Here is a 23,036-nt window from a genome sequence, read left to right as displayed (position 1 = left end):
GGGAGCAGAGGATGACCGTCCGCCCGCGACGTAGTGTGCTCTACATGCCTGGCGCCAATCAACGAGCGCTCGAAAAGGCAAAGTCACTTCCAGCAGATGCGCTGATCCTCGACCTCGAGGATTCCGTTGCCCCGGAAGGCAAGGTGGCGGCGCGCGACAACATCTGTGAAGCGGTGCGCGGGGGCGGATATGGCCGGCGCGAACTGGTGATCCGTGTCAACGCCATCGAAACGGCTTGGGGCATGGACGACTTGCGGGCCGCGGCCAGCGTCGAGCCGGATGCCATCCTGGTGCCGAAGGTTTCGACGCCGGGCGATATCGTGACCGTCGCGAAGGTGCTGGGGGCGATCAACGCTCCCCCGAAAGTGCGGCTGTGGGCGATGATGGAAACGCCCAGCTCGGTGCTCAACAACCGCGAGATTGCAGCGCTGGGCGCGGACCCGGAAAACCGCCTCTCCTGCCTGGTGATGGGCACGAACGATCTATTGAAGGAGTCGCGGGCGCGGGCGCTGCATAACAGGATCGCCGTGGTGCCGTGGCTGGCGATGACGATCGTGGCGGCGCGCGCGTACGGCCTCGATGTGCTGGATGGTGTCTACAACGATTTCCGCGACGATGTTGGCTTCCGCGAGGAGTGCGAGCATGGGCGCACGCTGGGAATGGACGGCAAGACGCTGATCCATCCTTCGCAGGTGGGACCTTGCAACGAGGTGTTCTCGCCGACGGAGGAGGAGGTCTCGTGGGCGCGCAAGATCATCGCTGCGTTCGACGAGCCCGCCAACCGGCACAAGGGCGTCATCACGCTCGAGGGGAAGATGGTGGAGCGTCTCCATCTCGTCATGGCGCGGCGGACGGTGGCCATTGCGGACGCCATCGAGGCCATGCGGAAGACGGAAGAGGAGTGGTTTTGAAGGCTGCTGCGGCGCTGGCAGCGGCCGAGGGAAGCGCCAGCTTCTGCCCCTCACCCCGACCCTCTCCCCATGAAGGATGGGGAGAGGGAGACCAGCGTTAGCGGCGAAAAGGCAGTCGACAGAGCGCCTCTTTGTGACTATTCGGCCCCCGAGCCCTCCAAGAAGGACCGATTTCAGCGATGACCTCGACAAAGACCAATCCCGGCAACTACTTCGAAGACTTCAAGTTCGGGCAGCTGATTGTGCACCCGACCCCGCGCACGGTGACGGTGGGCGATGTGGCGCTCTACACCAGCCTTTACGGCACGCGGTTTGCGGTCCAGTCGTCGGATGCGTTCGCAAAGGCCATCGGGTATCCGAAGTCGCCGCTGGACGACCTGCTGACGTTCCACGTGGTGTTCGGCAAGACGACGCCGGAGATCTCGCTGAACGCCATTGCCAATCTCGGCTATGCCAACTGCCGCTTCCTGAAGCCGGTCTATCCGGGGGCGACGCTGGCTTCGACGTCTGAGGTGATCGGCCTCAAGGAGAACTCGAACCGCGAGACGGGCACGGTTTACGTGCGCTCGATCGGCCGCGACGAGACGGGCGATGTGGTGCTCGACTACGTGCGCTGGGTGATGGTGCGCAAGCGCGACAAGGAAGCGCCGGCGCCTGAAGCCATCGTGCCGAAACTGCCTGATCGCGTGGACCCGGCCGAGATCGGCGGCGCGGTACCGAAGCTCGATATCGGCAAATACGACTTCGCGCTGGCCGGATCGCCCTATCGCTGGGGTGACTACGAAGTGGGCGAGAAGATCGCCCATGTCGACGGCATGACGCTGGAAGAGGCCGAGCATCAGATCGCGACGCGCCTCTACCAGAACACGGCGAAGGTGCATTTCAACCAGCACACCGAATCCAAAGGCCGGTTCGGTAAGCGCATCGTCTATGGCGGCGTGGTCATCTCGCTGGCGCGGGCATTGTCGTTCAATGGGCTCAACAACGCGTTCCATCTGGCGGCGATCAACGGCGGCCGGCACGTCTCGCCGTGCTTTGCGGGCGATACGGTCTATGCCTGGTCGGAGGTGCTGGAGAAGGCGGAGCTGCCGGGCCGCACGGACGTCGGCGCACTGCGCATCCGGCTGGTGGCCGTGAAGAACAACGATTGCGCCGATTTCCCGCTGAAGAAAGAGGACGGCCAGTACGCCGAGGGCGTGCTGCTGGAGCTCGACGCCTGGGTGCTGCTGCCGCGTTGATTTTTGCGGGGTGACTCGGGTGGAGAGAAGCATCGCCTGTGGCGGATGTAGCGCAAGCTGATAGCCGGCGTGACTTTTGCGCTGCCGATTCACGCCCTCGCTGGTGGGTGCTCGGGCGATCGGAGCGACTGCGCCGGGCCGTTGGCGCCTGAGCGCCGCAGGCGGCGGTTTGAAGGGCCGATGGGTGCAGGTTGGGCTGGATGTGGCGAATGGCGAATTGCAGGGGGGCGGTCGGCGCGCTAGAACCGCTCTAAACCTAGCGACGAGGACCATATGGCCGGGGTGACACCAGAGCGGACGCGCGCGCGGCCGCTTTCTCCGCACCTGCAAATCTACAAGCCGCAAATCAACATGGTGATGTCGATCGTGCATCGCATCACCGGGACGGCGCTCTATGTCGGCACCGTGCTGCTGGCCTGGTGGCTGTTCGCGGCGGCGACTGGCCCGGAATACTTCGCATTCGTCAACGGCCTGTTCGCCACGTGGTTCGGCATGGTGGTGCTGGTCGGCTTCTCCTGGGCGCTGATACATCACGCGCTGGGCGGCTTGCGCCACTTCGTGTGGGACACGGGCGCAGCCTTCGATATTCCCAGCGTCAATCTTCTCTCGTGGGGCACGATTATTCTATCGGTGCTGCTCACCGGCGCGCTTTGGTTCTACATCGCCTGCGAACGCGGATGGGTGCAGTGATGGCAATGACGACACCTCTGAAGCGTGCGCGCGGTCTTGGTTCCGCACATGAAGGCCCGGGACACTTCATCAAGATCCGGGTGACGGCTGCGGCCAATCTCATCCTAGCGGCATTTGCGGTCGGGCTTCTGGTGAAGCTCGCGGGCGCCGACCTTGCGACGGTGAAGGCGACGATGGCGAATCCGCTCGTCGCCATCGCGCTGATCGCGCTGATCGTGTCGATGACCGTGCACATGCGGCTCGGCATGCAGGTGATCATCGAGGATTACGTGCACGGCGAAGGCATGAAGATGCTGACGCTGCTGGCAAACACATTCTTCTCGGCGGCGATCGCGGCAATTGCGATCTTTGCCGTGCTGAAATTGAGCTTCGGGGGCTAGGCGATAATGGCCGAGAAGAAGAACGGTTCTGCGAAGGCCAACGGCGCAAAGAAGCCGGACAAGGCTGCGGGCCCCGCGGTCACTGGCCATGCCTATCCGATCCATGATCACACCTACGATGTCGTTGTCGTCGGCGCTGGCGGCGCAGGATTGCGCGCGACGTTGGGATGCGCGGAAGCCGGCCTCAAGACGGCGTGCGTGACGAAGGTGTTTCCGACCCGCTCGCACACAGTGGCGGCGCAGGGTGGTGTGGCGGCAGCGCTGGGCAACATGGGGCCCGACGATTGGCGTTGGCACATGTACGATACCGTGAAGGGCTCGGACTGGCTCGGCGATCAGGATGCGATCGAGTACCTGTGCCGCAACGCTCCGGCTGCGGTTTATGAGATGGAGCACTACGGCGTTCCGTTCAGCCGCACGCAGGAAGGCAAGATCTACCAGCGGCCGTTCGGCGGAATGACGACGCAGTTCGGCGAAGGACCGCCGGCGCAGCGGACGTGTGCCGCGGCCGACCGCACCGGTCACGCGATGCTGCATACGCTCTATGGCCAGGCGCTGCGCTACTCAGCGGAATTCTTCGTCGAATATTTCGCGCTCGACCTGCTGATGGATCAGGACGGCGCGTGCCGCGGGATCCTGGCGCTGAACCTCGATGACGGGACGATCCATCGCTTCCGCGCGAAGAAGACGATCCTGGCGACGGGCGGATATGGGCGCGCGTACTTCTCGTGCACGTCGGCGCATACCTGCACCGGCGATGGCAATGCGATGGTGCTGCGCGCGGGGCTGCCGCTGCAGGACATGGAATTCGTGCAGTTCCATCCCACCGGCATCTATGGCGCGGGCGTGCTGATCACTGAGGGTGCGCGCGGAGAAGGCGGGTACCTCACCAACAGCGAGGGCGAGCGCTTCATGGAGCGCTATGCGCCGCACGCGAAGGATCTTGCCTCGCGCGACGTCGTTTCACGCTCGATGACGGTCGAGATCCGCGAAGGACGCGGCGTCGGTCCGGACGGCGACCACATCTACCTGCACCTCGACCATCTCGATCCGAAGATCCTGGCGGAGCGGCTTCCCGGAATCACGGAGAGCGCGAAGGTGTTCGCGGGTGTCGACCTCCGTCGCGAGCCGATCCCGGTGCTGCCGACGGTGCACTACAACATGGGCGGCATCCCGACGAACTTCCACGGCGAAGTGCTGACGTTGAAGGACGGCAACCCGGATACGGTGGTGCCTGGCCTGATGGCGATCGGCGAAGCTGCGTGCGTGTCGGTGCACGGCGCCAACCGCCTCGGTTCGAACTCGCTGATCGATCTCGTTGTGTTCGGACGCGCCGCGGGCCTGCGCTGTGCAGAGACGCTGGAGGCCGGTGCCGCGCAGCCCGACCTTGCTCCAGAGATCACCGATCGTGCGCTGGCTCGGCTCGATCGCTTCCGTTACGCGAAGGGCTCGACGCCGACGGCCGATTTGCGGCTTCGCATGCAGAAGTCGATGCAGTCGCACTGCGCGGTGTTCCGCGATGGGCCGGTGATGGAGGAAGGCGTCAAGCAGATCGGTGAGATCTGGCGGGCTTCCGACGACATCCGTACGACCGACCGCTCGCTGATCTGGAACTCCGATCTCGTCGAGACGCTGGAATACGACAACCTGATCGCGCAGGCGGCTGTGACGGTGACGGGTGCCTTGAACCGGCAGGAAAGCCGCGGTGCGCACGCGCGCGAGGACTTCCCCAATCGCGACGATGCGAACTGGATGAAGCACACGCTGGCGTGGGCCGATTATGGCTCCAAGAACGTGAAGCTGGATTATCGCCCGGTGCACACGTTCACGATGACCAACGAGGTCAAGTACATCGAGCCGAAGGCGCGTGTTTATTAGTTTTGGCGTGACACGGGCTGAGAGATGCTTTGTGTGCGGCGGCTGTCGCGCGAGCTGATAGCCGCGCCTAAGGCGCGGGGCGCCTTGCGCCCTTGCCGCTTCGCGGCCGAGCCGTTCATCCGCGGGTTTTTCCCGAAGACGCCGGTCGTTCGGCTTTGAACGCATCTGATTTATCGGTGGCAAACTTTTACCGCGGAAACCGAGGTTCGCGGCTGCTCTCGGACGGCTCGCGGGTTTCCCAGGCGCGCCCAGTGCGGATATACAAGGCGCTCCTTTCACGTAGCAACCGACCCGCCGGCGCTGCCGGATAGAAGGGCGGCGAGAAAGCGGGGTCGACATGCGCACAGTTCTGATCACGGGGGCATCAGGCGGCTTTGGCCTGCTGACGGCCGTCGAGCTTGCCAAGCGCGGCTGGCGTGTGATCGCTACAATGCGCAATCTGGAGCGCCGGGGCGCGCTCGAAGCAGCGCTGGCTAAATCGGGCGCTGCGCAGAATGTCGATTTCGTGCAGCTCGATGTGACGGATGCGGCGTCGATCGCCAAGGGTGTCGAGGAGACGCTTGCGATCACGGGCGGCTTTCTCGATGCGGTGGTGAACAATGCAGGCGTGGCGGCTGGTGGCGCATTCGAGGACATCCCCGACGTCGAGCTGCGGCGCGTGATGGAGACGAATTTCTTCGGCGTGATGGCGCTGACGAAGGCGCTGCTGCCGACATTCCGCAAGCAGCGGTCGGGGCGCATCCTGATCGTGTCGAGCGAGGCGGCGTTCGCCGGTATGCCCGGCAACTCGATCTATGTCGCGTCGAAGTGGGCAGTCGAGGGGTGGGCGGAATCGCTGGCTTATGACGTCGAGCAGTTCGGGATCAAAGTGCTGCTGGTGGAGCCGGGGCCCTATGTCACCGACATCTGGCAGGCCTCGCCCCGGTTTGCGCCGCCCGAGAGCGTCTATCGGCGGTGGAGTGAGAATGTGTTCCGGGCAGGCGATGGCCACGTTGCTGCGAAGGGGCGTGATCCACAGGAAGTCGCCGTGAAGATCGCCAACGTGCTGGAAGCCGACCGGCCCTCATTTCGCAATCCAGTGCATCGCTTGGCGCACTTCAGTCATTTTGCTCGCGGCAAAATTCCAAGTCAGGCTCTGCGGCGGTTTGTGGAGACTTACCTAGGGCTTAGGCGGGTGCGGCTGTAACCCGGCGGCAACGGAGGTGAAGTCACCGCCGTTCAGGGCCATTGCCAGCCTAAAATCGCGCACGATTTTATGCGAGTTTCTGACGCCTCCAGCCAGATCGGCGCGGGGAGGCGCGTACGCTGACCTATCGGGAAACGAACAATGGAAATCAAATTTGGTGCGCGGCTAGCCGCTATGGCAGCCGCCTTTTGTGTTGTGGCTGTCCTGCCTGCGGCGGCCGCTGAGGATTGCAAAGACACGGTTGTTGCAGAAGGAAAGCCTGCCACACTTCGCGATCTCGGAGCTTATCCGAACTCGCTGCTGGCATGGCGCTCTGCCGTGAAAGAGAAGTTCGGCGGCGAATATAACTCCTGGCGCTATGCCAAGGACGCCAAGGTCGACTGTAAGGAAAAGGGCGGTCAGTGGACCTGCGTGCGCACCGCGAAACCCTGCCTCGACCTGCTCAACCGCACGATCGGCGGCGCCAAGGAAGCAGTGGCCCCGAAGCGCGACTGCAAGTCGGATTCTCTGAGCTCGTACGGCGCGGCTAAGAAAGACAAGAAGGATGCGCTGGAGCAGGCCACGATCGGCTGGGAGCTCGACGTGCGCAAGAAGCATGGCAAGGACTACGCCGTGTGGAAGAACGCGAAGGAAACCGACGTCGACTGCCACGACGTGAAGGCCGGACTGCAGTGCATTGCAGTGGGCACGGCATGTAAGCCGCTCTAAATAAGCTACATCGCAAAAGAAAAGCGGCGACCGAGATACTCGGTCGCCGCTTTCGTATCAGCTTACCCGGTAAGGGTTAGATGATGTCGATCTCGGCCGGCATGTAGGACGTGACCTCGAGGCCAACTTCCTGCTCGCGAACGGCCGGCTTGCTCCAAACCTTCATGATTTCCTCCTGTTGAACGACCGGCGAGCCGCCTGCTCGCCTGTTCCGATAAGAGGAATATAGTGTCGCAGCCTGATAAACAGAAATCGCAATCACGTGAAGTGCCCATAAGAATAGCTTATCGGGTCGATAACGTGCCGGCGGCGTTAAACGCATCCCGCTGATAACCCAGAAAATTTTACTAAAACGCCGAGGTCGCCCTTTGCTGAACTCTCAGCGCGATCATGTAGCTTTCAGCCCGCATCCCGCTCTTTGAAGCGGGAACGAGTTTTCTTAGAGGGGCTATTTCATGCGTGCTGTGAAGTCTTCGCTGTCAGCCATTGCCGTTGCAGTCGCGGCGCTGACCATGTTCAACGCGGCCGCGAGTGCCGAGACCGCGGCCGAAGTTCCGAAGGACTCATACTACGACGATCCGCTGACGCAGGCGGAGCGCAGCGGCATTGCTCAGGAGGAGAACGTGCTCCCGAGCGACGGGCAGGCTTCAGTTCCGCCGTCGGGCGACGATGGCGTCATCCCGGATTCCGCCGTCGACCAGGCGAAGAGCGCACCGCAGGGACCGCCTCCCACGGATGAGGAGCTCGGCCAGCGCGGCGACGACGAGGCCAACGTCGTCATCCAGGACTCGAAGCGCAATTTCAAGGTCACCCACAAGAGCATGGAAGAGTGCATGAAGGACTGGGGGCCGCAGACGCAGATGACGAAGGAAGAGTGGGCGGCGAGCTGCCGGACCACGCTCGAATACTTCCCCGACGGCCAGTGAGTTCGCGCGCGGCGCTTTGAGGGCGCCGCGCCCTCTCCGGCTTCGCGGCCAGACTTGGCTGCGCTAGGTTTGCCTCTACATTGCGATTCGCAGCGGCGCAGATTTCATCCGGCGCCTGCGCGAGCGAGGGAGGACGCCCAAATGGCCTTGACCAGAGCTATCCTGATTGCGGCGGGACTACCGCTGCTGGCTGTTGGAGCTACGGCGCCTGCCGCGGCGGCTATCAAGTGTAATGACGGCAATCAGCTGATCCAGGGCAACTGGATGGCGACGCCGTATTGCCAGGACAAGCTGCTGGCGGAAGTCGCTAATGCGCGCGGGTTCAAGACAACGTTCGCGGCGATCCGTAACAACCCCAACCACAAGAAAGAGCTGTGCCGGTTCCTTTACACGGACATCCGGGTGCAGATGACGTGCCTCGATGCCGGCGTGCCGGAGTATTTCGGCGGTGGGGCGCGGTAGAGGGGCGCGAGCCTTCGCGCGCTCTGATCCGGAAGCGTCAGCCGCCGCGCAGCTTTTCCGCATCGGCGATAATCCTGGCGTGGTCGAACGCCAGCTTCTGCTCTCGCCAGTTGTCGACCCACTCGGCGGCAGCGGCATCGTCGCCTGCTACCGGCTCGGCGGACGCCACGTTGGCCAGGTAGGCAATGGAGCAAGTGTGGCCGCGCGGATCGCGATCAGGGTCGGAATAGACGCCGACGAGCGTCAGCTCGCCCACGTTGAGCCCAGTTTCCTCGCTTAGCTCGCGGCGGCAGCCGTTGTCTGTGGTCTCGCCGATCTCGACAAAGCCACCTGGGAGGGCGTAGGCCCCTTGAAACGGCGGGTTCTTGCGGCGAATGAGCAGCAACCTGCCGCGCCCGTCGAAGACGACGCAGTCGGTGGTGAGCGCTGGCGTTGGAGGAAATGCCATAGGGGCAGTCCTTTTCGGTGCCGTCATGATAGAGGTTCAATGTCGACCAGTCGTGCGCCGGCCGTGATCGGGATAAAAGGGCCAGTTTTCTGATGCGGAGCCGCTTCTTCAAACCGACGGGCCCAACAAACACGATGGCCGATAAGAAACCGGAAAGCCCAAAGCCGCCGGTCAGCGAGGGGGAAACCCGACTGGCGCCTGATCCGTTCACGGCGGTGCTGCCGGCGTTGTCGGCTCTCGGTGCGATTGCTTCTATAGCGACGATCAACTGGACGGCGCAGGAGCGGACGCCCGATCGTGCGCGCTCGAAGCGCAAGGCCGGGACGGCGCTGCGCGACCTCGAAACATGCTGTCTTGGACTGCAGGAGATCTTCCGGCGGTTTCAGCGCAATCCGAAGCTGTTCGCGGGCGAGGGTGCGCCCGCCTCTTCGCCCCTGAAGTTCGGCGTGCACGGGCCGCGGGTCGGCGTCGATGCCGCGCGGCTGTTCCAGCAGCTCATCAACGACGTGGCATCGATGCTGGTGCTGGCCTCGCAGAATGCGTTCGATGTGATGTCGGCGGTCGAAGATGGCGAGATCGAAGCCCCAGAGGAGCTGTTCTTCGGCTTCGGTGAGCAGCAGGAGCGGCTCAACAAGCTGATCCAGAGCCGGGCGACGCTGAAGGTGTCGGTCGATACCGGAGCCGAGGTTGCCGTGCGGCTCACCGAACTGGTGCGCGAGCTGAAGAAGCATCGGCCCGAATAGCCAAGCACTAAAGTAGGGATTCATTTGCCCCGACGCGACGTCAGCGGACGTTGACAGGGGCTGCGCGGCGGCTTCATTTGGGGCATCGCATACCCGTCGGCGCAAGAGGAAGGCTCCCCTTCAATGGTCCAGCTTACGCTTCCCCGCAACTCGACTGTTCAGCGTGGAAAGACCTGGAACCAGCCGGAGGGCAAGGGGACCTGGAAGGAGTTCCGCGTTTATCGCTGGAACCCAGAAGGGGATGAGAACCCGCGCATCGATACCTACTGGATCGACACCGAGCGCTGTGGGCCGATGGTTCTCGACGCGCTCATCAAGATCAAGAACGAGATCGACCCTACGCTGACATTCCGCAGGTCCTGCCGTGAGGGCATCTGCGGTTCGTGCTCGATGAACATCGACGGGACGAACGGGCTCGCCTGCCTCAGGGGCTATGAGGAGATCAAAGGCCCGGTGAAGATCTATCCGCTACCGCACATGCAGGTGGTGAAGGATCTCATCCCCGATCTCACCAATTTCTATGCCCAGCACCGGCTGATCGAGCCGTGGCTGAAGACAGATACGCCGGCTCCGCCGAAGGAATGGCGCCAGTCGCACGAGGACCGGCAGAAGCTCGATGGCCTCTACGAGTGCATCCTGTGCGCCTGCTGTTCGACGTCTTGCCCGAGCTACTGGTGGAATTCCGACCGCTATTTGGGCCCTGCCGCGCTGCTGCAGGCGTTCCGCTGGGTGCAAGATTCGCGCGATGAGGCGACGGGCGAGCGGCTCGACAACCTCGAGGATCCGTTCCGGCTGTATCGCTGCCATACGATCCTGAACTGCACCAAGGCTTGCCCGAAGGGGCTCAATCCGGCCCAGGCGATTGCCGAGCTGAAGAAGCTGATGGTCGAGCGCAGAGTTTAGGTTTTGTGGTGGCACAAGCTGCGGGAAGCTTGCTGTGCGCCCGCCGCTGAACGAGTTGATATCCGCGCCTTTGGGCGCGGGGCCCTTTGGGCCCCTGCCGCCTGCGGCGGCTTCCAGAGCGACACGGGCTTAAGAGACGCTTTGCGCTGCACTCTGATGTTGCCGCGGTGATGGAAGCTTGCGTAGATGACCACCTGCTTGGCTCAGGAGCGGACAATCATGCTCGATCACATCGGCTTCCCGGTTAGCGACTTTGCCCGCTCGAAGGCGTTCTACCTGAAAGCGCTGGCGCCGCTGGGCGTGCGTATCGTGATGGAAGTTGTGCTGTCGGAGGATGGCGAGGACGGCTACGCCGGCTTCGGGATCGAGCGGCCGCACTTCTGGATCGGAACGGGCAAGCCGCTGGTCGGGCGGCTGCACGTAGCGTTTGCCGCCAAGTGCCGGGCCGACGTGCGCGCCTTCTATGATGCCGCGATTGCCGCCGGGGGCATCGACAATGGCGGGCCCGGGCTGCGGCCGCATTATCACGAGAACTACTACGGCGCCTTCGTTCTCGACCCCGATGGGCACAACATCGAAGCGGTGAATCATCTTCCAGAGTGAAGGTGACACGGGCTCGAGAGGCTTTGTATGCCTCGGACTTTGTGCTTTTGGGCGCTGCTTGCGGCTCGGCGCGGGCGCTTTAGCGTTGCCTTATGGGGCGGCCGTTTGGGCTTTTTGGCCTTCGGGATTGGTTTTGCTGAACATTGATCTGGGCTGATTCGGACCCTGATCCGGCGTCTCGTTTCCGCGCCGGCGGGCTATGCAACATTCTGATTCGGGCTAGGCGAGGTAGCGGTTCGGGTGCCTCCGGGAGGGCGCGCCCCGGTTAATCCGGGGGCCTGTTTCGGCCCTCCAAGCGGCGACGATTGGCCCCGTGCGGATAAGGGCAAAAACCGGCCAAAACGCCCGCAAAACCGGAATAGAGCAAATGGCCAAAAGAAAAGACCGGCGGCGCTATAGCGACCACCGGCCTTGAAGGGTTGGAAGGGGCGGGCGCTGTTAAGCGCCCTTCTACTTCCTATGTCGCGCGGAACGAGGGGACTGGCGCGTTACCCGGACTGCTTAGGCAGCCTTGCGGGCCTTCTTCGCCGGCTTGCGAGCAGCCTTGCGAGCGGTCTTGCGGACGGTCTTCGTGGCGGCAGCCTTGCGGGTCGTCTTGCGGGCAGCCGGCTTACGAGCCGTCGTCTTACGGGCAGCCGGCTTCTTGGCAGCAGTGCGAGCCGGGGCCTTCTTCACTTTGCGCTTCACAGCTTTCTTGACCATTGGTGTTCTCTCTTTCTCGGTTTCTATCTCTCTCAGTCCGAATCAGTTTCGAACCAAAAAAATCATGTGCAAGTTCCAACATTTTGTTGACACGAAATTGCAAATTGAAAGCTAACAACACGCGCATTCACTGCCGTGTGTTGCGAGAAATCATCATTTTTGTCGAGTTTCAATGGTCTGCACCGTCTTCTGCAGACTCTGAATGCACTTTCGACTCGTGCATCGCTTCGTGCGCGAAGATCAATTCGCGCACGAAACTGACGGTGCGAGTTGCGAAGTTCAGGCGGCTTTGAGCACGCGCGAGTGCAGATCGAGCACGGCCATCATGTAGCCGAAGCGATCTTCGACGGCCTCGGCGAGGATGGAGAAGTAGTTCGGACCGGCGGGAATGATCTCGCCGACGATCTCGCCGTACTCGAAGCGGAGATCGGCTCCGAAGTGCGCTGCGATCGCTCGCATCTTGCCGTTCTCGGCAAGGCAGCTGAGGCACAAGTGCTGTACGCCCCGGTTGCGGGCGGCGCGAATGACGCGGCCCATGAGCTCGGTGCCGATGCCGTGCTCCTGCAGCGGCTGCTCTACCGAGAACGCGGCTTCGGCTTCGCGCCCCCAAGTGTCGCCGAGCTTCTTGAGTTCGGCAGCGGCGCGTAATTCCGAGCCTTCGAAGTAGCCGTAGACGATGCCGCTCATGTCGACCATGCGCGCGGCATAGTCTTCAATGAAGGAGTCGGACACGCCGTGGGCAAAGCGCATGCGCCGGCTCGCTTTGTCGAGGCGCAGCAGGTGGTCGCGAAATTTCTGCCACTCGGACGGCCATAGTTTGCGTATGTCGCCGGGCAGCTGGTGTTGGTCGCTCATGACGAGGTCCCTCCGCATTTGATCGGACTTCGCCGTCGGCCTCGACGGGTTGGTCCTGTGAACCCGCGCGTATTCGCGGGCAGTGCCGTTCTTTCGTGTTGCGTCGCACAATATGCGTATGTGATGGCGGGATTACCATGTGCGAGGCGCGACCAAGAGGCGCGAGGCCTGCGGCAATCCCCGTGGCATAGGTGGTGACATTGCGTCGCGGGATTGCGGCGTGCCTGAAGAATGAGCAATCCGGCTGATGCGCGGGGTTTGAATCGAATGCAGGAGCTACCGAGCGCGCGTCTGGCTGCGCAGATTGCTGCGGGCGAGTTGGACGCGGATCCGGCGCAACGGGATGCCGCGACGCGGCTGGACGATCTTGTGCGCGCTGTGGATGGGTGGCGGCCGCCAACGAATGGTCTGCGTGCCTTGTTCGCCCGCTCCAAGGGTGCCGCACCACGCGGTCTCTATATGTATGGAGAGGTCGGGCGCGGGAAAACGATGCTCATGGATCTCTTCTTCGCGTGTGCCGACGTCACCCCGAAGCTGCGCTGCCACTTCCATGAGTTCATGGCCGACGTGCACGAACGGATCGGCAAAGCGCGGCGCGAGGTTGAAGGCGATCCCATCCCGCATGTAGCGGCGTCGATCGCCAGCGAGGCGCGTCTTTTGTGCTTCGATGAGCTGCAGGTGACGGACATCGCCGATGCGATGATTCTCGCACGGTTGTTCACGCATCTTTTCGAGCGGCACGTGGTCGTTGTCGCGACGTCGAACTCGGCGCCGCAAGCGCTGTATGAGAACGGACTGAACCGCCAGCTGTTCGTGCCGTTCATTGCGCTGATCGGCAAGTACATGGATGTCATCGAGCTGAAGTCGGCGAAGGACTACCGCCTGGAGAAGCTGGCGGGCCAGCCGCTCTACTTCTCACCAATCGATGATGACGCCAGGGTTGCGATCGATGCGCATTGGGACCGTCTGACAGGGCGCCACCCAGGGCAAAGCGAGACATTAGAGGTGAAGGGGCGGCAGGTGCGGGTGCCGCTCGCCTCGATGGGGGTGGCGCGCTTCAGTTTTGCGGACCTTTGTGAGGCGCCGCTGGGGACCGTCGACTACCTCAAGATTGCGCATGCCTTTCATACGGTGATCATCGACGGTATTCCCGTGATGGCGCGGGAGCAGCGGAACTCGGTGCGCCGGTTCATCAATCTGATCGACACGCTCTATGACAATAAAGTGTGCCTGATCGCGTCCGCGGCGGCGGAACCGGATGCGCTGTGTCTGGACGATGCGGGGGCGAAAGCGTTCCAGCGCACGGCCTCGCGGCTCATCGAGATGCGGAGTGAGGCGTATCTGGCGGACCGCGCCAATCGTGAGGGGGCGACGACGGCCAGCGCCGACTAGGCTGCGGGGGCGACCGTTCTTACCGAGCCGGGTTTATGCTGCCGGTTGCCTCGGGAGGGGCGAATCGCTGCGCCGAAGGCTGCTTGGTGCCGATGCCGAAGGGCCAGCCATTGTCGGGGGTGGGCTCGGGTGCGCCGGTGGCGTCAGCCGGGGCTTCGGCGACGCGGCGTGTGTCGGCGCGTGCGCCATATAGAAGTACGGCACCTTTGACGTCGCCGGGCTGCAGGCCGTGCCGCTTCTCGTCGTAACGATAGGACATGAGTTGCCCGGCGGCGCTGGGATGATCGAGACCGATGGCATGGCCGATCTCGTGGGCAATGGTGTAGCGCAGATCGTAGACCCCGAGGCGGCCGTCAAAGCCGATCTTCCAGGGCTGCTTCGGGTTGAGGCAAATCAGCGAGCGGGCAATCACCTTCCTGTCGGGGCTGGCGGGCTTCAGCTCGACGTTGGTGAATGCGCGGCCAATGGGTTTGGTCTGCGCGCCGATGATGATGTCAGCCTTTGCCGGATCGTCGGTGTAGCGGAAGGAGAGGTTGGCAGCCTTTTCCCACATGCGGAACGCGGCAGCGACCTCGGCGCGGAATTGTGGGGTGGTGATATTGGAAGGCGCATAGGCGTTCTCAGGCGGAAGCATCGAGGGACAGTTGCGTGCTCCCGGCGTTTCCACCGCGCCCTGGGCGAATGCGTAGGTGAGACCCGCCCCCCGACCGAAAGTAGGAGTGCTCCACTTTACGGTCTGGTTTTCGAGATTGAGCAGGCGGAAGCCGAGAAAAGTCGCGGGCTCGGCGGCATTGCCGGTGCCGGCCAGCAGCATCGTTCCGATGGCCGAGAAGGCCAATAGAGCGGCTCGCAAATCCTTCTCCCCCGTGCGTGCGGCGGTGTTCTCGTCGCTGTCCTCGGTCCCTCGCCATTGAGGTCTGCGGCGCAGATGACTGCGCCTCAAATCACAGCAGCACTGGCCTTATGTCCGGGCTTTCCCTGCCACTGGGGCTAGTCTAAACGTAGTCGTGACCGAGTTGTGGCGGTCCGAGGGAGCCGCGGGCCGAAGCCGCACAAATCAATTTTCTTAGATAAGAGGGAGCTTGAGACGCATGGCGCGGACGAAGATCGCCTTGATCGGCGGCGGTATGATTGGTGGAACGCTCGCGCACCTGATCGGCCTCAAGGAGCTGGGCGATGTCACGATCTTCGACATCGCTGAGGGTCTACCGCAGGGCAAGGCGCTGGATATCGCGCAGTCGGGCGCGGTCGAAGGGTTCGACTGCCAGCTCAAGGGTACGAATGCTTACGCGGACATCGAGGGCGCGGACGTGTGCATCGTCACCGCCGGCGTGCCGCGCAAGCCGGGCATGAGCCGCGATGATCTCATCGGCATCAACATCAAAGTGATGGAGCAGGTCGGCGCCGGCATCAAGAAGTATGCCCCCACCGCTTTCGTCGTCGTCATCACCAACCCGCTCGACGCTATGGTGTGGGCGCTGCAGAAGGCCTCGGGCCTGCCGCGCAACATGGTGGTCGGCATGGCCGGCGTGCTGGATACGGCGCGCTTCCGTCACTTCCTGGCGACGGAGCTGGGGATCTCGGTGGAAGACGTGTCGGCCTTTGTGCTGGGCGGCCACGGCGACGACATGGTGCCGCTGGTGCGCTACTCGACGGTTGCCGGCATTCCGCTGCCGGACGTGGTCCGGATGGGTTGGATGCGCCAGGAGCGCCTCGACGAGATCGTGGAGCGTACCCGCAAGGGCGGCGGCGAGATCGTCGCGCTGCTCAAGACCGGTTCTGCCTATTACGCCCCGGCCTCGTCGGCGCTGGAGATGGTCGACAGCTACCTGAAGGACAAGAAGCGCATCCTACCTTGTGCCGCCTACCTCAACGGTGAGTACGGTGTTAAGGGGCTCTATGTCGGCGTGCCGGTGATTGTCGGCGCGGGCGGCGCAGAGCGCGTGATCGAGATCGACCTCAACGCGACCGAGCGCAACATGTTCATCAAGTCGGTGGAGTCCGTGAAGGGCCTCGTCGACGCCTGCACGAAGATTGCCCCGCAACTGGGCGCCTGAAAGTTCACTGCCCGCCTTTAGCATAGGAGCACGGAATGAATATCCACGAGCACCAGGCCAAGGAATTGCTGCATCAGTTCGGCATCCCGACGCCAAAGGGGTTCGCGGCGTTCTCCGTGCGTGAGGCGGGTGAAGCGACGCAGCAGCTGTCCGGTCCGATTTACGTCGTGAAGGCGCAGATCCATGCCGGCGGCCGCGGCAAGGGCAAATTCAAAGAAGCTTCGGCGGGCGAAAAGGGCGGCGTGCGGCTGGCTAAGTCGCGCGCCGAGGTGCAGACGTTCGCTGAGCAGATGCTGGGCGCGACGCTGGTAACGGTGCAGACCGGGCCGGATGGCAAAGCGGTCAACCGTCTCTACGTGACCGAAGGCGTCGAGATCGAGCGGGAGCTTTATCTCTCGGCGCTGATCGACCGCACTACCTCACGCGTTGCCTTCGTGGCGAGCGCGGAAGGCGGCATGGACATCGAAAAGGTCGCGCACGAGACCCCTGAGAAGATCATCTCGGTGACGATCGATCCGGCGAGCGGCTACATGCCGTTTCATGGGCGGCGTATCGCGTTCGCGCTGGGCCTCAAGGGTAAGCAGGTGGGTCAGTGCGTGAAGCTGGTCGGCGATCTCTACAACCTCGTGCTCGCCAAAGACATGAGCATGCTGGAGATCAATCCGCTGATCACGACGAAGGACGGCCAGCTGTCGTGCCTCGACGCGAAGATGAGCTTTGATTCCAACGCGCTCTATCGGCATCCGGACATCGTCGAGATGCGCGATCTCAGCGAAGAAGATCCGGCCGAGGTCGAGGCATCGAAGTATGATCTGTCATACGTGAAGCTCGACGGGACCATCGGCTGCATGGTCAACGGCGCCGGCCTTGCCATGGCGACGATGGATATCATCAAGCTCTACGGAGCGGAGCCAGCGAACTTCCTCGATGTCGGCGGTGGCGCCACAAAGGAGAAGGTGCAGGCCGCATTCAAGATCATCCTGTCCGATCCGGCGGTGAAGGGCATCCTGGTCAATATCTTCGGCGGCATCATGCGCTGCGATATCATCGCGGAAGGCGTGGTGGCGGCGGCGCGCGAGATGGGCATCACGGTGCCGCTGGTCGTGCGCCTCGAAGGCACGAACGTGGAACTGGGCAAGAAGATCATGGCCGAAAGCGGCCTCAAGATCGTGCCGGCCGACGACCTCGACGATGCCGCGCGCAAGATCACCGCGGCGGTGAAAGAGGCTGGCTGAGGCCGGCCGGCTGGCGGTAGCATGGGGCTTCTTTTCATCGTCTTTGCGACGGCAGCAACGGTATGCCTGGGCGTCCTCGCAATCGGTCGGCTGTTGGGTGCGCGCTGGGGCTACGTCGCGGCGGAGATCATAGCTTTCGGCGCGATTGGCACGTGGTGGCTGCTCAATCTGCCCTCCGGCGTGCCTTTCATTCTCATTTTTCCTGGATTGCCGATCGCGGGCGCCGTTGTCGGCGCGCTGTTGCTTTTGGCTGGTCCGCGCTGATCTCGGTCGGATCGCGGCGGGTGCCGAAGTTTGCGGCATCTGGCCAAAAAGTCTGGCTTGATGCACTGCAAAAATGGGCCCAAAGAGAGTGCGAAGGCGGAGCGCTAGTGCTCGGTCGCAACGGGCGGCGATATGGCTATTCTCGTAGACAAGTCCACGAAGGTCATTTGCCAGGGCATTACTGGCAGCCAGGGCACATTTCACACGAAACAGGCAAAGGCTTACGGCACGAAGATCGTCGGTGGCGTAACGCCGGGCAAGGGCGGTTCGACACATCCCGATCCCGAGCTCGCCGATGTGCCGATGTTCGATACCGTCGCTGAGGCGCGTGAAGCGACCGGCGCCGACGCGACATCTATCTATGTGCCGCCGCCGTTCGCTGCCGATGCAATTCTGGAAGCGATCGACGCAGGATTTCCCTTCATCGTCGCCATCACCGAAGGCATCCCAGTGCTCGACATGGTGAAGGTGAAGCGCGCGCTGCAGGGCTCGGGCTCGCGGCTGTTGGGACCGAACTGCCCAGGTGTGCTGACGCCGAACCAATGCAAGATCGGCATCATGCCGGGAAACATTTTCAAGGCGGGCCGCGTGGGCATCGTCTCGCGCTCGGGCACGCTGACCTATGAGGCGGTGAAGCAGACGTCGGACGCGGGCCTTGGCCAGTCGACCGCGGTCGGCATCGGTGGCGATCCGGTGAAGGGCCTCGAATTCATCGAAGTGCTGGAGATGTTCCTCGCGGACCCCGAAACCGATTCCATCATCATGATCGGTGAGATCGGCGGTTCGGCAGAGGAAGACGCGGCAGAGTTCATCAAATCGGAAGCCAAGAAGGGCCGGTCGAAGCCGATGGCGGGCTTCATTGCCGGCGCAACGGCTCCTCCGGGCCGGCGAATGGGCCATGCCGGCGCCATCATTTCAGGCGGCAAGGGCAAGGCCGAAGACAAGTTCGAGGCGATGCGTTCGGCGGGAATTGCCATCGCGCCAAGCCCAGCGGCCCTCGGGACCACCTTGATGGACGTCCTTAAATCGCAAACTAGGCATGCCAAACTCGCTGAGTAGGCATATGCTGCACTGCACACCATATTCCCTGCGGACCGCGCGCCTTCCCCCAAATAGCCGGCGTGGCGATCGCTGCATCAACATGCGTTGAGACCCAGCAATGACCCGCAATCCCCTCAATGAAGCCTTCCTGCGCACTTCGTTCCTAGATGGCGCCAATGCCGCCTATGTCGAGGACATGCAGGCCGAATACGAACGCAATCCCGGCTCGGTAAGCGATGAGTGGAGGCTCTTTTTCGAGAGCCTGAAGGAAGAGCGCTCAGGCGGCGGGGAGAGCGAACGGGGCCCTTCATGGGGTGTGCCGGCGCCGGAATTGCTGGAAAACGGCGAGATCGTCTCGGCGCTGACGGGCGAATACGAAGCGAGCGCGCGTCAGATTCAAGCGAACCTCAAGGCGCGGACGCATGCGCTGGGCTTTGAGATGTCGCCGGCGGCGTCGCTCAGGGCGACTCAGGATTCGATCCGCGCGCTGATGCTGATCCGCGCCTATCGCGTGATGGGGCATCTGGCGGCCGATCTCGATCCGCTGGGGCTGGCCGACCGCAAGGTGCATCGCGAGCTGAAGCCGGAAACGTACGGTTTCACCGAAGCCGACCTCGACCGGCCGATCTTCATCGATCGGGTGCTGGGGCTGGAGACGGCCACGATGCGGCAGATCCTGCGCATCCTGCGCCGCACCTACTGCCGGCACATCGGCGTGCAGTACATGCACATCACCAGCCCGGCGCAGAAAGCGTGGATCCAAGATCGCATCGAAGGCGAGGAAAAGGACATCCGCTTCACCGTCGAGGGCAAGCGGGCCATCCTCAACAAGCTGATCGAAGCGGAGACGTTCGAGAAGTTCTGCGAGGTCAAATACACTGGCACCAAGCGCTTCGGTATCGACGGCGGCGAGTCGATGGCTCCTGCGCTGGAGCAGATCATCAAGCGTGGCGGCCAGCTCGGCGTTAAAGAGATCATCATCGGCATGGCACACCGCGGGCGCCTCAACGTGCTCGCCAACGTGATGGCTAAGCCGCACCGCGCAATCTTCCACGAGTTTAAAGGCGGATCGTTCAAGCCGGACGACGTCGAGGGCTCAGGTGACGTGAAGTATCACCTCGGCGCCTCGTCGGACCGCGCGTTCGACGGCAATAACGTGCATCTGTCGCTGACCGCCAACCCTTCGCACCTGGAAATCGTCGATCCGGTCGTGCTGGGAAAAGTGCGCGCAAAGCAGGACCAGCGCGGATGCGCGCCGGGCGAGCGCACCCCGGTGATGCCGCTGCTGATCCATGGCGATGCTGCGTTTGCCGGGCAGGGCGTCGTTGCCGAGTGCTTCGGCCTGTCGGGGCTCAAGGGGCACCGCACGGGTGGGTCGATCCACTTCATCATCAACAATCAGATCGGGTTCACGACCAATCCGCGGCTTTCGCGGTCCTCGCCCTATTGCTCGGATGTGGCGCGCATGATCGAGGCGCCGATCTTCCACGTGAACGGCGACGATCCGGAGGCTGTGGTTCACGTTGCGAAGATCGCAACGGAATTCCGGCAGAAGTTCCAGAAGCCTGTCGTCATCGACATGTTCTGCTACCGGCGCTACGGACACAACGAGTCCGACGAGCCGATGTTCACGCAGCCGTTGATGTACAAGGCGATCAAGTCGCATCCGACGGTGATCGACATCTACGCCAAGCGTCTGGCCGAAGAAGGCGTGGTGCCGATGGAGGACAGCCAGCGCATGCAGGCGTCGTTCCGTGCGCACCTCGAAGAGGAATTTTCCACCGCCGACAACTTCCGCCCGAACAAGGCCGATTGGCTCGATGGCCGTTGGGCGGGCATGGGATTTGCCGAGGATGACGAGCGCCGCGGCAACACCGGTGTCGACATCGAGCGGCTGAAGATCATCGGCCGGCGCATCACGTCGATCCCGCCCGACTTCAACGCGCACAAGGTGGTGCGGAGGCTGTTGGATCGCCGTCGCGAGATGGTCGATACGGGCGAGGGCCTCGATTGGGCGATGGCCGAGCATCTGGCTTTCGGCTCACTCGTGTCCGAGGGCTTCCCGGTGCGTCTGTCGGGCCAGGATTCAGAACGTGGCACCTTCTCGCAGCGCCATTCGGTGCTCATCGATCAGGATACCGAGCGCCGCTGGACACCGCTGAAGCATGTCGCGAATGACCAGGCGCGGTTCGAGGTGATCAACTCGATGCTGTCGGAGGAGGCGGTGCTCGGGTTCGAGTACGGCTACTCGCTGGCGGAGCCGAATGCGCTCGTAATGTGGGAAGCGCAGTTCGGCGATTTCGCGAATGGCGCGCAGGTCGTGTTCGACCAGTTCATTTCGTCCGGCGAGCGCAAGTGGCTGCGCATGTCGGGTCTGGTGTGCCTGCTGCCGCATGGCTACGAGGGCCAGGGCCCGGAGCATTCCTCGGCGCGGCTCGAGCGCTACCTGCAGCTGTGCGCTGAGGACAATTGGCAGGTCGCCAATGTGACGACGCCCGCCAACTACTTCCACATTCTGCGGCGGCAGATGAAGCGCAAGTTCCGCAAGCCGCTGATCCTGATGACGCCGAAGTCGCTGCTGCGCCACAAGCGCGTGGTGTCGCCGCTCGCCGATCTCGGGCCAGACACGACCTTCCATCGCGTGCTGTGGGACGATGCGGAACACAAGCCGAGCGAGAAGATCAAGTTGGTGTCGGACGAGCGCATCAAGCGCGTCGTGCTGAGCACCGGCAAGGTCTACTACGATCTTTACGAGACGCGCGAGGCCGCGGGCATCGACAATGTCTACCTGTTGCGCGTGGAGCAGCTCTACCCGTTCCCGGCGCGCGCGCTGATGCATGAGCTGAGCCGGTTCCCGCAGGCCGAGATCGTGTGGTGCCAGGAAGAGCCCAAGAACATGGGCGCGTGGAGCTTCATCGAGCCGAATCTGACGTGGGTGCTGGAGCGGATCAACGCGACGTACAAGCGGCCGGTATACGCGGGGCGTCCGGCGTCGGCATCGACGGCGACGGGGCAGCTCTCGAAGCATCTCAACGAACAAAAGACACTTGTCGAAGCAGCATTGACGGGCCCGGCGAACGGGTAAGCGCAACCGTGCGCCAACGATAATTTGGCGGGGAAGTGAGACGGAAAATGGCGACCGAAATTCGTGTGCCGACCCTGGGCGAAAGCGTCACCGAGGCGATTGTCGGAAAGTGGTTCAAGAAGTCCGGCGACACGGTGAATGTGGATGAGCCGCTGGTCGAGCTCGAAACCGACAAGGTGACGGTCGAGGTTCCCGCGCCCGTGGCCGGTGTGCTCGGTGACATCAAGGCGACGGAAGGCGAAACGGTTGCGGTTGGTGCGCTGCTCGGCGCGATCACCAATGGAGCCGGTGCAGCCGCCCCAAAGGCCGATAAGGCTCCAGAGCCAAAGAAGGCCGATGCAGCCCCTGCGAAGGTCGAGGCCGCTCCCGCCGCAACGGCAACGTCGATGCCGCCCAGCCCTGCTGCCAGCAAGAAGCTCGCTGAAGCGGGCATCGATGCCAGTGAGGTGAAGGGATCGGGCAAGCGTGGACAGGTCCTGAAGGAGGACGTTCCGGCGCCGGCCGCGAAGAAGGCGCCCGAGCCCGCGCCGCCGTCGGCTCCAGCTCGTGGGCTGGCTCCAGTTCCCGTTCCGACGCAGCATTTGCGCGTTCCGTCACCATCGAATGATGCGGCGCGCGAGGAGCGTGTGCGCATGACGCGTCTGCGCCAGACGATCGCGCAGCGCCTCAAGGATGCGCAGAACACCGCGGCGATGCTGACGACGTTCAACGACGTCGACATGGGCGCGGTGATGAAACTGCGTAGCGAATACAAGGATCTGTTCGAGAAGCGCCACGGGGTGAAGCTCGGCTTCATGGGCTTCTTCGTGAAGGCGTGCCTGCAGGCGCTGAAGGAGATACCGGCCGTCAACGCCGAGATCGACGGCGATGAGATCATCTATAAGAACTACTATCACATCGGCGTGGCGGTCGGGACCGAGCGCGGCCTCGTCGTGCCGGTGGTGCGTGAAGCCGACCGAATGAGCCTCGCCGAGATCGAGGGACAGATTTCCGACTTCGGTAAGCGCGCCCGCGACGGCAAGCTGAGCATCGATGAGATGCAGGGCGGCACCTTCACGATCACCAACGGCGGCGTTTATGGCTCGCTGATGTCGACGCCGATCCTCAACGCGCCGCAGTCGGGCATCCTCGGGATGCATCGCATCGAGGAGCGCCCGGTGGTGCGCAATGGCGAAATCGTGGCGCGCCCGATGATGTACCTCGCTCTCAGCTACGATCACCGCATCGTCGATGGCAAAGAGGCGGTCGCTTTCCTTGTTCGCGTCAAAGAGTGTCTCGAAGATCCGCAGCGGTTCCTATTGGAGCTCTAAGCCCGTGCGATGGCTAAGG

At 63.0% G+C, this 23,036-nt stretch carries 24 protein-coding genes; 19 read left to right on the top strand and 5 right to left on the bottom strand.

The features are described from left to right. Positions 1-11 precede the first annotated feature (11 nt). The 7 genes from NDB2M4_RS02960 (at position 12) to NDB2M4_RS02930 (ending at position 6,991) form a co-directional block, all read left to right on the top strand. Positions 12-911 carry an HpcH/HpaI aldolase/citrate lyase family protein gene (locus tag NDB2M4_RS02960; RefSeq protein WP_072369864.1) on the top strand — a complete coding sequence of 300 codons (900 nt, stop codon included), beginning with the start codon at positions 12-14 and terminating at the stop codon, positions 909-911. 179 nt (positions 912-1,090) lie between these two features. Next, complete coding sequence (locus tag NDB2M4_RS02955; protein WP_072369862.1) at positions 1,091-2,149, top strand: MaoC family dehydratase; 1,059 nt, start codon at positions 1,091-1,093, stop codon at positions 2,147-2,149. Between the two features lie 273 nt (positions 2,150-2,422). After that, complete coding sequence (sdhC, locus tag NDB2M4_RS02950) at positions 2,423-2,839, top strand: succinate dehydrogenase, cytochrome b556 subunit (RefSeq protein WP_072369860.1); 417 nt, start codon at positions 2,423-2,425, stop codon at positions 2,837-2,839. Then, complete coding sequence (gene sdhD / locus NDB2M4_RS02945; RefSeq protein WP_072369857.1) at positions 2,839-3,219, top strand: succinate dehydrogenase, hydrophobic membrane anchor protein; 381 nt, start codon at positions 2,839-2,841, stop codon at positions 3,217-3,219. Before sdhC ends, sdhD begins: the two co-directional genes overlap by 1 nt. A 6-nt stretch (positions 3,220-3,225) precedes the next feature. Beyond that, entirely contained in the window at positions 3,226-5,097 is a 1,872-nt protein-coding gene (sdhA, locus tag NDB2M4_RS02940; protein WP_072369854.1) for a succinate dehydrogenase flavoprotein subunit, read from the top strand. Positions 5,098-5,434: 337 nt separating this feature from the next. After that, positions 5,435-6,283: an SDR family oxidoreductase gene (locus tag NDB2M4_RS02935; RefSeq protein ID WP_072369851.1), complete on the top strand. Its 849-nt coding sequence runs from the start codon at positions 5,435-5,437 to the stop codon at positions 6,281-6,283. 141 nt (positions 6,284-6,424) lie between these two features. Further along, complete coding sequence (locus tag NDB2M4_RS02930; RefSeq protein WP_139247070.1) at positions 6,425-6,991, top strand: hypothetical protein; 567 nt, start codon at positions 6,425-6,427, stop codon at positions 6,989-6,991. A 76-nt stretch (positions 6,992-7,067) separates the two neighbouring features. On the opposite strand, the gene pqqA is transcribed toward NDB2M4_RS02930, so the two are convergent. Further along, positions 7,068-7,157 (bottom strand): pyrroloquinoline quinone precursor peptide PqqA, encoded by a 90-nt coding sequence (gene pqqA / locus NDB2M4_RS02925; protein ID WP_068459738.1) that lies wholly within the window; start codon positions 7,155-7,157, stop codon positions 7,068-7,070. A 289-nt stretch (positions 7,158-7,446) separates the two neighbouring features. Between pqqA and NDB2M4_RS02920 the strand changes: the two genes are divergently transcribed. Together NDB2M4_RS02920 and NDB2M4_RS02915 are read left to right on the top strand one after the other, a co-directional pair. Then, positions 7,447-7,917, top strand: coding sequence for a hypothetical protein (locus NDB2M4_RS02920; protein ID WP_072369842.1), 471 nt, complete (start codon positions 7,447-7,449; stop codon positions 7,915-7,917). Positions 7,918-8,058: 141 nt separating this feature from the next. Then, positions 8,059-8,379 (top strand): hypothetical protein, encoded by a 321-nt coding sequence (locus NDB2M4_RS02915; protein WP_072369840.1) that lies wholly within the window; start codon positions 8,059-8,061, stop codon positions 8,377-8,379. A gap of 37 nt (positions 8,380-8,416) precedes the next feature. On the opposite strand, the gene NDB2M4_RS02910 is transcribed toward NDB2M4_RS02915, so the two are convergent. Then, on the bottom strand, positions 8,417-8,827 hold the full coding sequence (locus tag NDB2M4_RS02910; RefSeq protein ID WP_072369838.1) for an NUDIX domain-containing protein: 411 nt from the start codon (positions 8,825-8,827) through the stop codon (positions 8,417-8,419). Between the two features lie 134 nt (positions 8,828-8,961). Between NDB2M4_RS02910 and NDB2M4_RS02905 the strand changes: the two genes are divergently transcribed. The 3 genes from NDB2M4_RS02905 (at position 8,962) to NDB2M4_RS02895 (ending at position 11,076) form a co-directional block, all read left to right on the top strand. After that, on the top strand, positions 8,962-9,570 hold the full coding sequence (locus tag NDB2M4_RS02905; RefSeq protein WP_072371708.1) for a hypothetical protein: 609 nt from the start codon (positions 8,962-8,964) through the stop codon (positions 9,568-9,570). A 123-nt stretch (positions 9,571-9,693) separates the two neighbouring features. Then, complete coding sequence (locus NDB2M4_RS02900) at positions 9,694-10,473, top strand: succinate dehydrogenase iron-sulfur subunit (protein ID WP_072369835.1); 780 nt, start codon at positions 9,694-9,696, stop codon at positions 10,471-10,473. Between the two features lie 219 nt (positions 10,474-10,692). After that, a complete protein-coding gene (locus NDB2M4_RS02895; RefSeq protein WP_072371705.1) occupies positions 10,693-11,076 on the top strand; it encodes a VOC family protein in 384 nt (127 codons plus the stop codon). Positions 11,077-11,577: 501 nt separating this feature from the next. Here the strand turns inward: NDB2M4_RS02895 and NDB2M4_RS02890 are convergent. Together NDB2M4_RS02890 and NDB2M4_RS02885 are read right to left on the bottom strand one after the other, a co-directional pair. Then, a complete protein-coding gene (locus tag NDB2M4_RS02890; RefSeq protein WP_072369834.1) occupies positions 11,578-11,778 on the bottom strand; it encodes a hypothetical protein in 201 nt (66 codons plus the stop codon). A 279-nt stretch (positions 11,779-12,057) separates the two neighbouring features. Continuing rightward, positions 12,058-12,633, bottom strand: a complete 576-nt coding sequence (locus NDB2M4_RS02885; RefSeq protein ID WP_244536028.1) for a GNAT family N-acetyltransferase — start codon at positions 12,631-12,633, stop codon at positions 12,058-12,060. Between the two features lie 267 nt (positions 12,634-12,900). Between NDB2M4_RS02885 and zapE the strand changes: the two genes are divergently transcribed. Further along, positions 12,901-14,025: a cell division protein ZapE gene (zapE, locus tag NDB2M4_RS02880; protein ID WP_072371702.1), complete on the top strand. Its 1,125-nt coding sequence runs from the start codon at positions 12,901-12,903 to the stop codon at positions 14,023-14,025. 19 nt (positions 14,026-14,044) lie between these two features. On the opposite strand, the gene NDB2M4_RS02875 is transcribed toward zapE, so the two are convergent. After that, positions 14,045-14,878 carry a matrixin family metalloprotease gene (locus NDB2M4_RS02875; RefSeq protein ID WP_139247067.1) on the bottom strand — a complete coding sequence of 278 codons (834 nt, stop codon included), beginning with the start codon at positions 14,876-14,878 and terminating at the stop codon, positions 14,045-14,047. A gap of 238 nt (positions 14,879-15,116) precedes the next feature. Between NDB2M4_RS02875 and mdh the strand changes: the two genes are divergently transcribed. The 6 genes from mdh to odhB all read left to right on the top strand — a co-directional run bounded on the left by mdh (position 15,117) and on the right by odhB (position 23,017). Continuing rightward, on the top strand, positions 15,117-16,082 hold the full coding sequence (mdh, locus tag NDB2M4_RS02870; RefSeq protein WP_072369825.1) for a malate dehydrogenase: 966 nt from the start codon (positions 15,117-15,119) through the stop codon (positions 16,080-16,082). A 35-nt stretch (positions 16,083-16,117) separates the two neighbouring features. After that, positions 16,118-17,317 carry an ADP-forming succinate--CoA ligase subunit beta gene (gene sucC / locus NDB2M4_RS02865; protein ID WP_072369822.1) on the top strand — a complete coding sequence of 400 codons (1,200 nt, stop codon included), beginning with the start codon at positions 16,118-16,120 and terminating at the stop codon, positions 17,315-17,317. A 21-nt stretch (positions 17,318-17,338) separates the two neighbouring features. Then, positions 17,339-17,581 carry a hypothetical protein gene (locus tag NDB2M4_RS02860; protein ID WP_072369819.1) on the top strand — a complete coding sequence of 81 codons (243 nt, stop codon included), beginning with the start codon at positions 17,339-17,341 and terminating at the stop codon, positions 17,579-17,581. Between the two features lie 132 nt (positions 17,582-17,713). Further along, the gene (gene sucD, locus NDB2M4_RS02855; protein WP_072369817.1) at positions 17,714-18,640 is read left to right on the top strand and encodes a succinate--CoA ligase subunit alpha; all 927 of its coding nucleotides are present in this window, start codon (positions 17,714-17,716) and stop codon (positions 18,638-18,640) included. 100 nt (positions 18,641-18,740) lie between these two features. Next, on the top strand, positions 18,741-21,707 hold the full coding sequence (locus NDB2M4_RS02850) for a 2-oxoglutarate dehydrogenase E1 component (RefSeq protein WP_072369814.1): 2,967 nt from the start codon (positions 18,741-18,743) through the stop codon (positions 21,705-21,707). 47 nt (positions 21,708-21,754) lie between these two features. After that, positions 21,755-23,017, top strand: a complete 1,263-nt coding sequence (gene odhB, locus NDB2M4_RS02845; RefSeq protein WP_072369811.1) for a 2-oxoglutarate dehydrogenase complex dihydrolipoyllysine-residue succinyltransferase — start codon at positions 21,755-21,757, stop codon at positions 23,015-23,017. Positions 23,018-23,036: the final 19 nt, after the last annotated feature.

The sequence above is a fragment of the Hyphomicrobium sp. NDB2Meth4 genome (genome assembly GCF_900117445.1).
Classification (GTDB): domain Bacteria; phylum Pseudomonadota; class Alphaproteobacteria; order Rhizobiales; family Hyphomicrobiaceae; genus Hyphomicrobium_A.
Note: the sequence above shows the minus strand (reverse complement) of the source record. Positions and strands in the feature narration are given on the sequence as shown.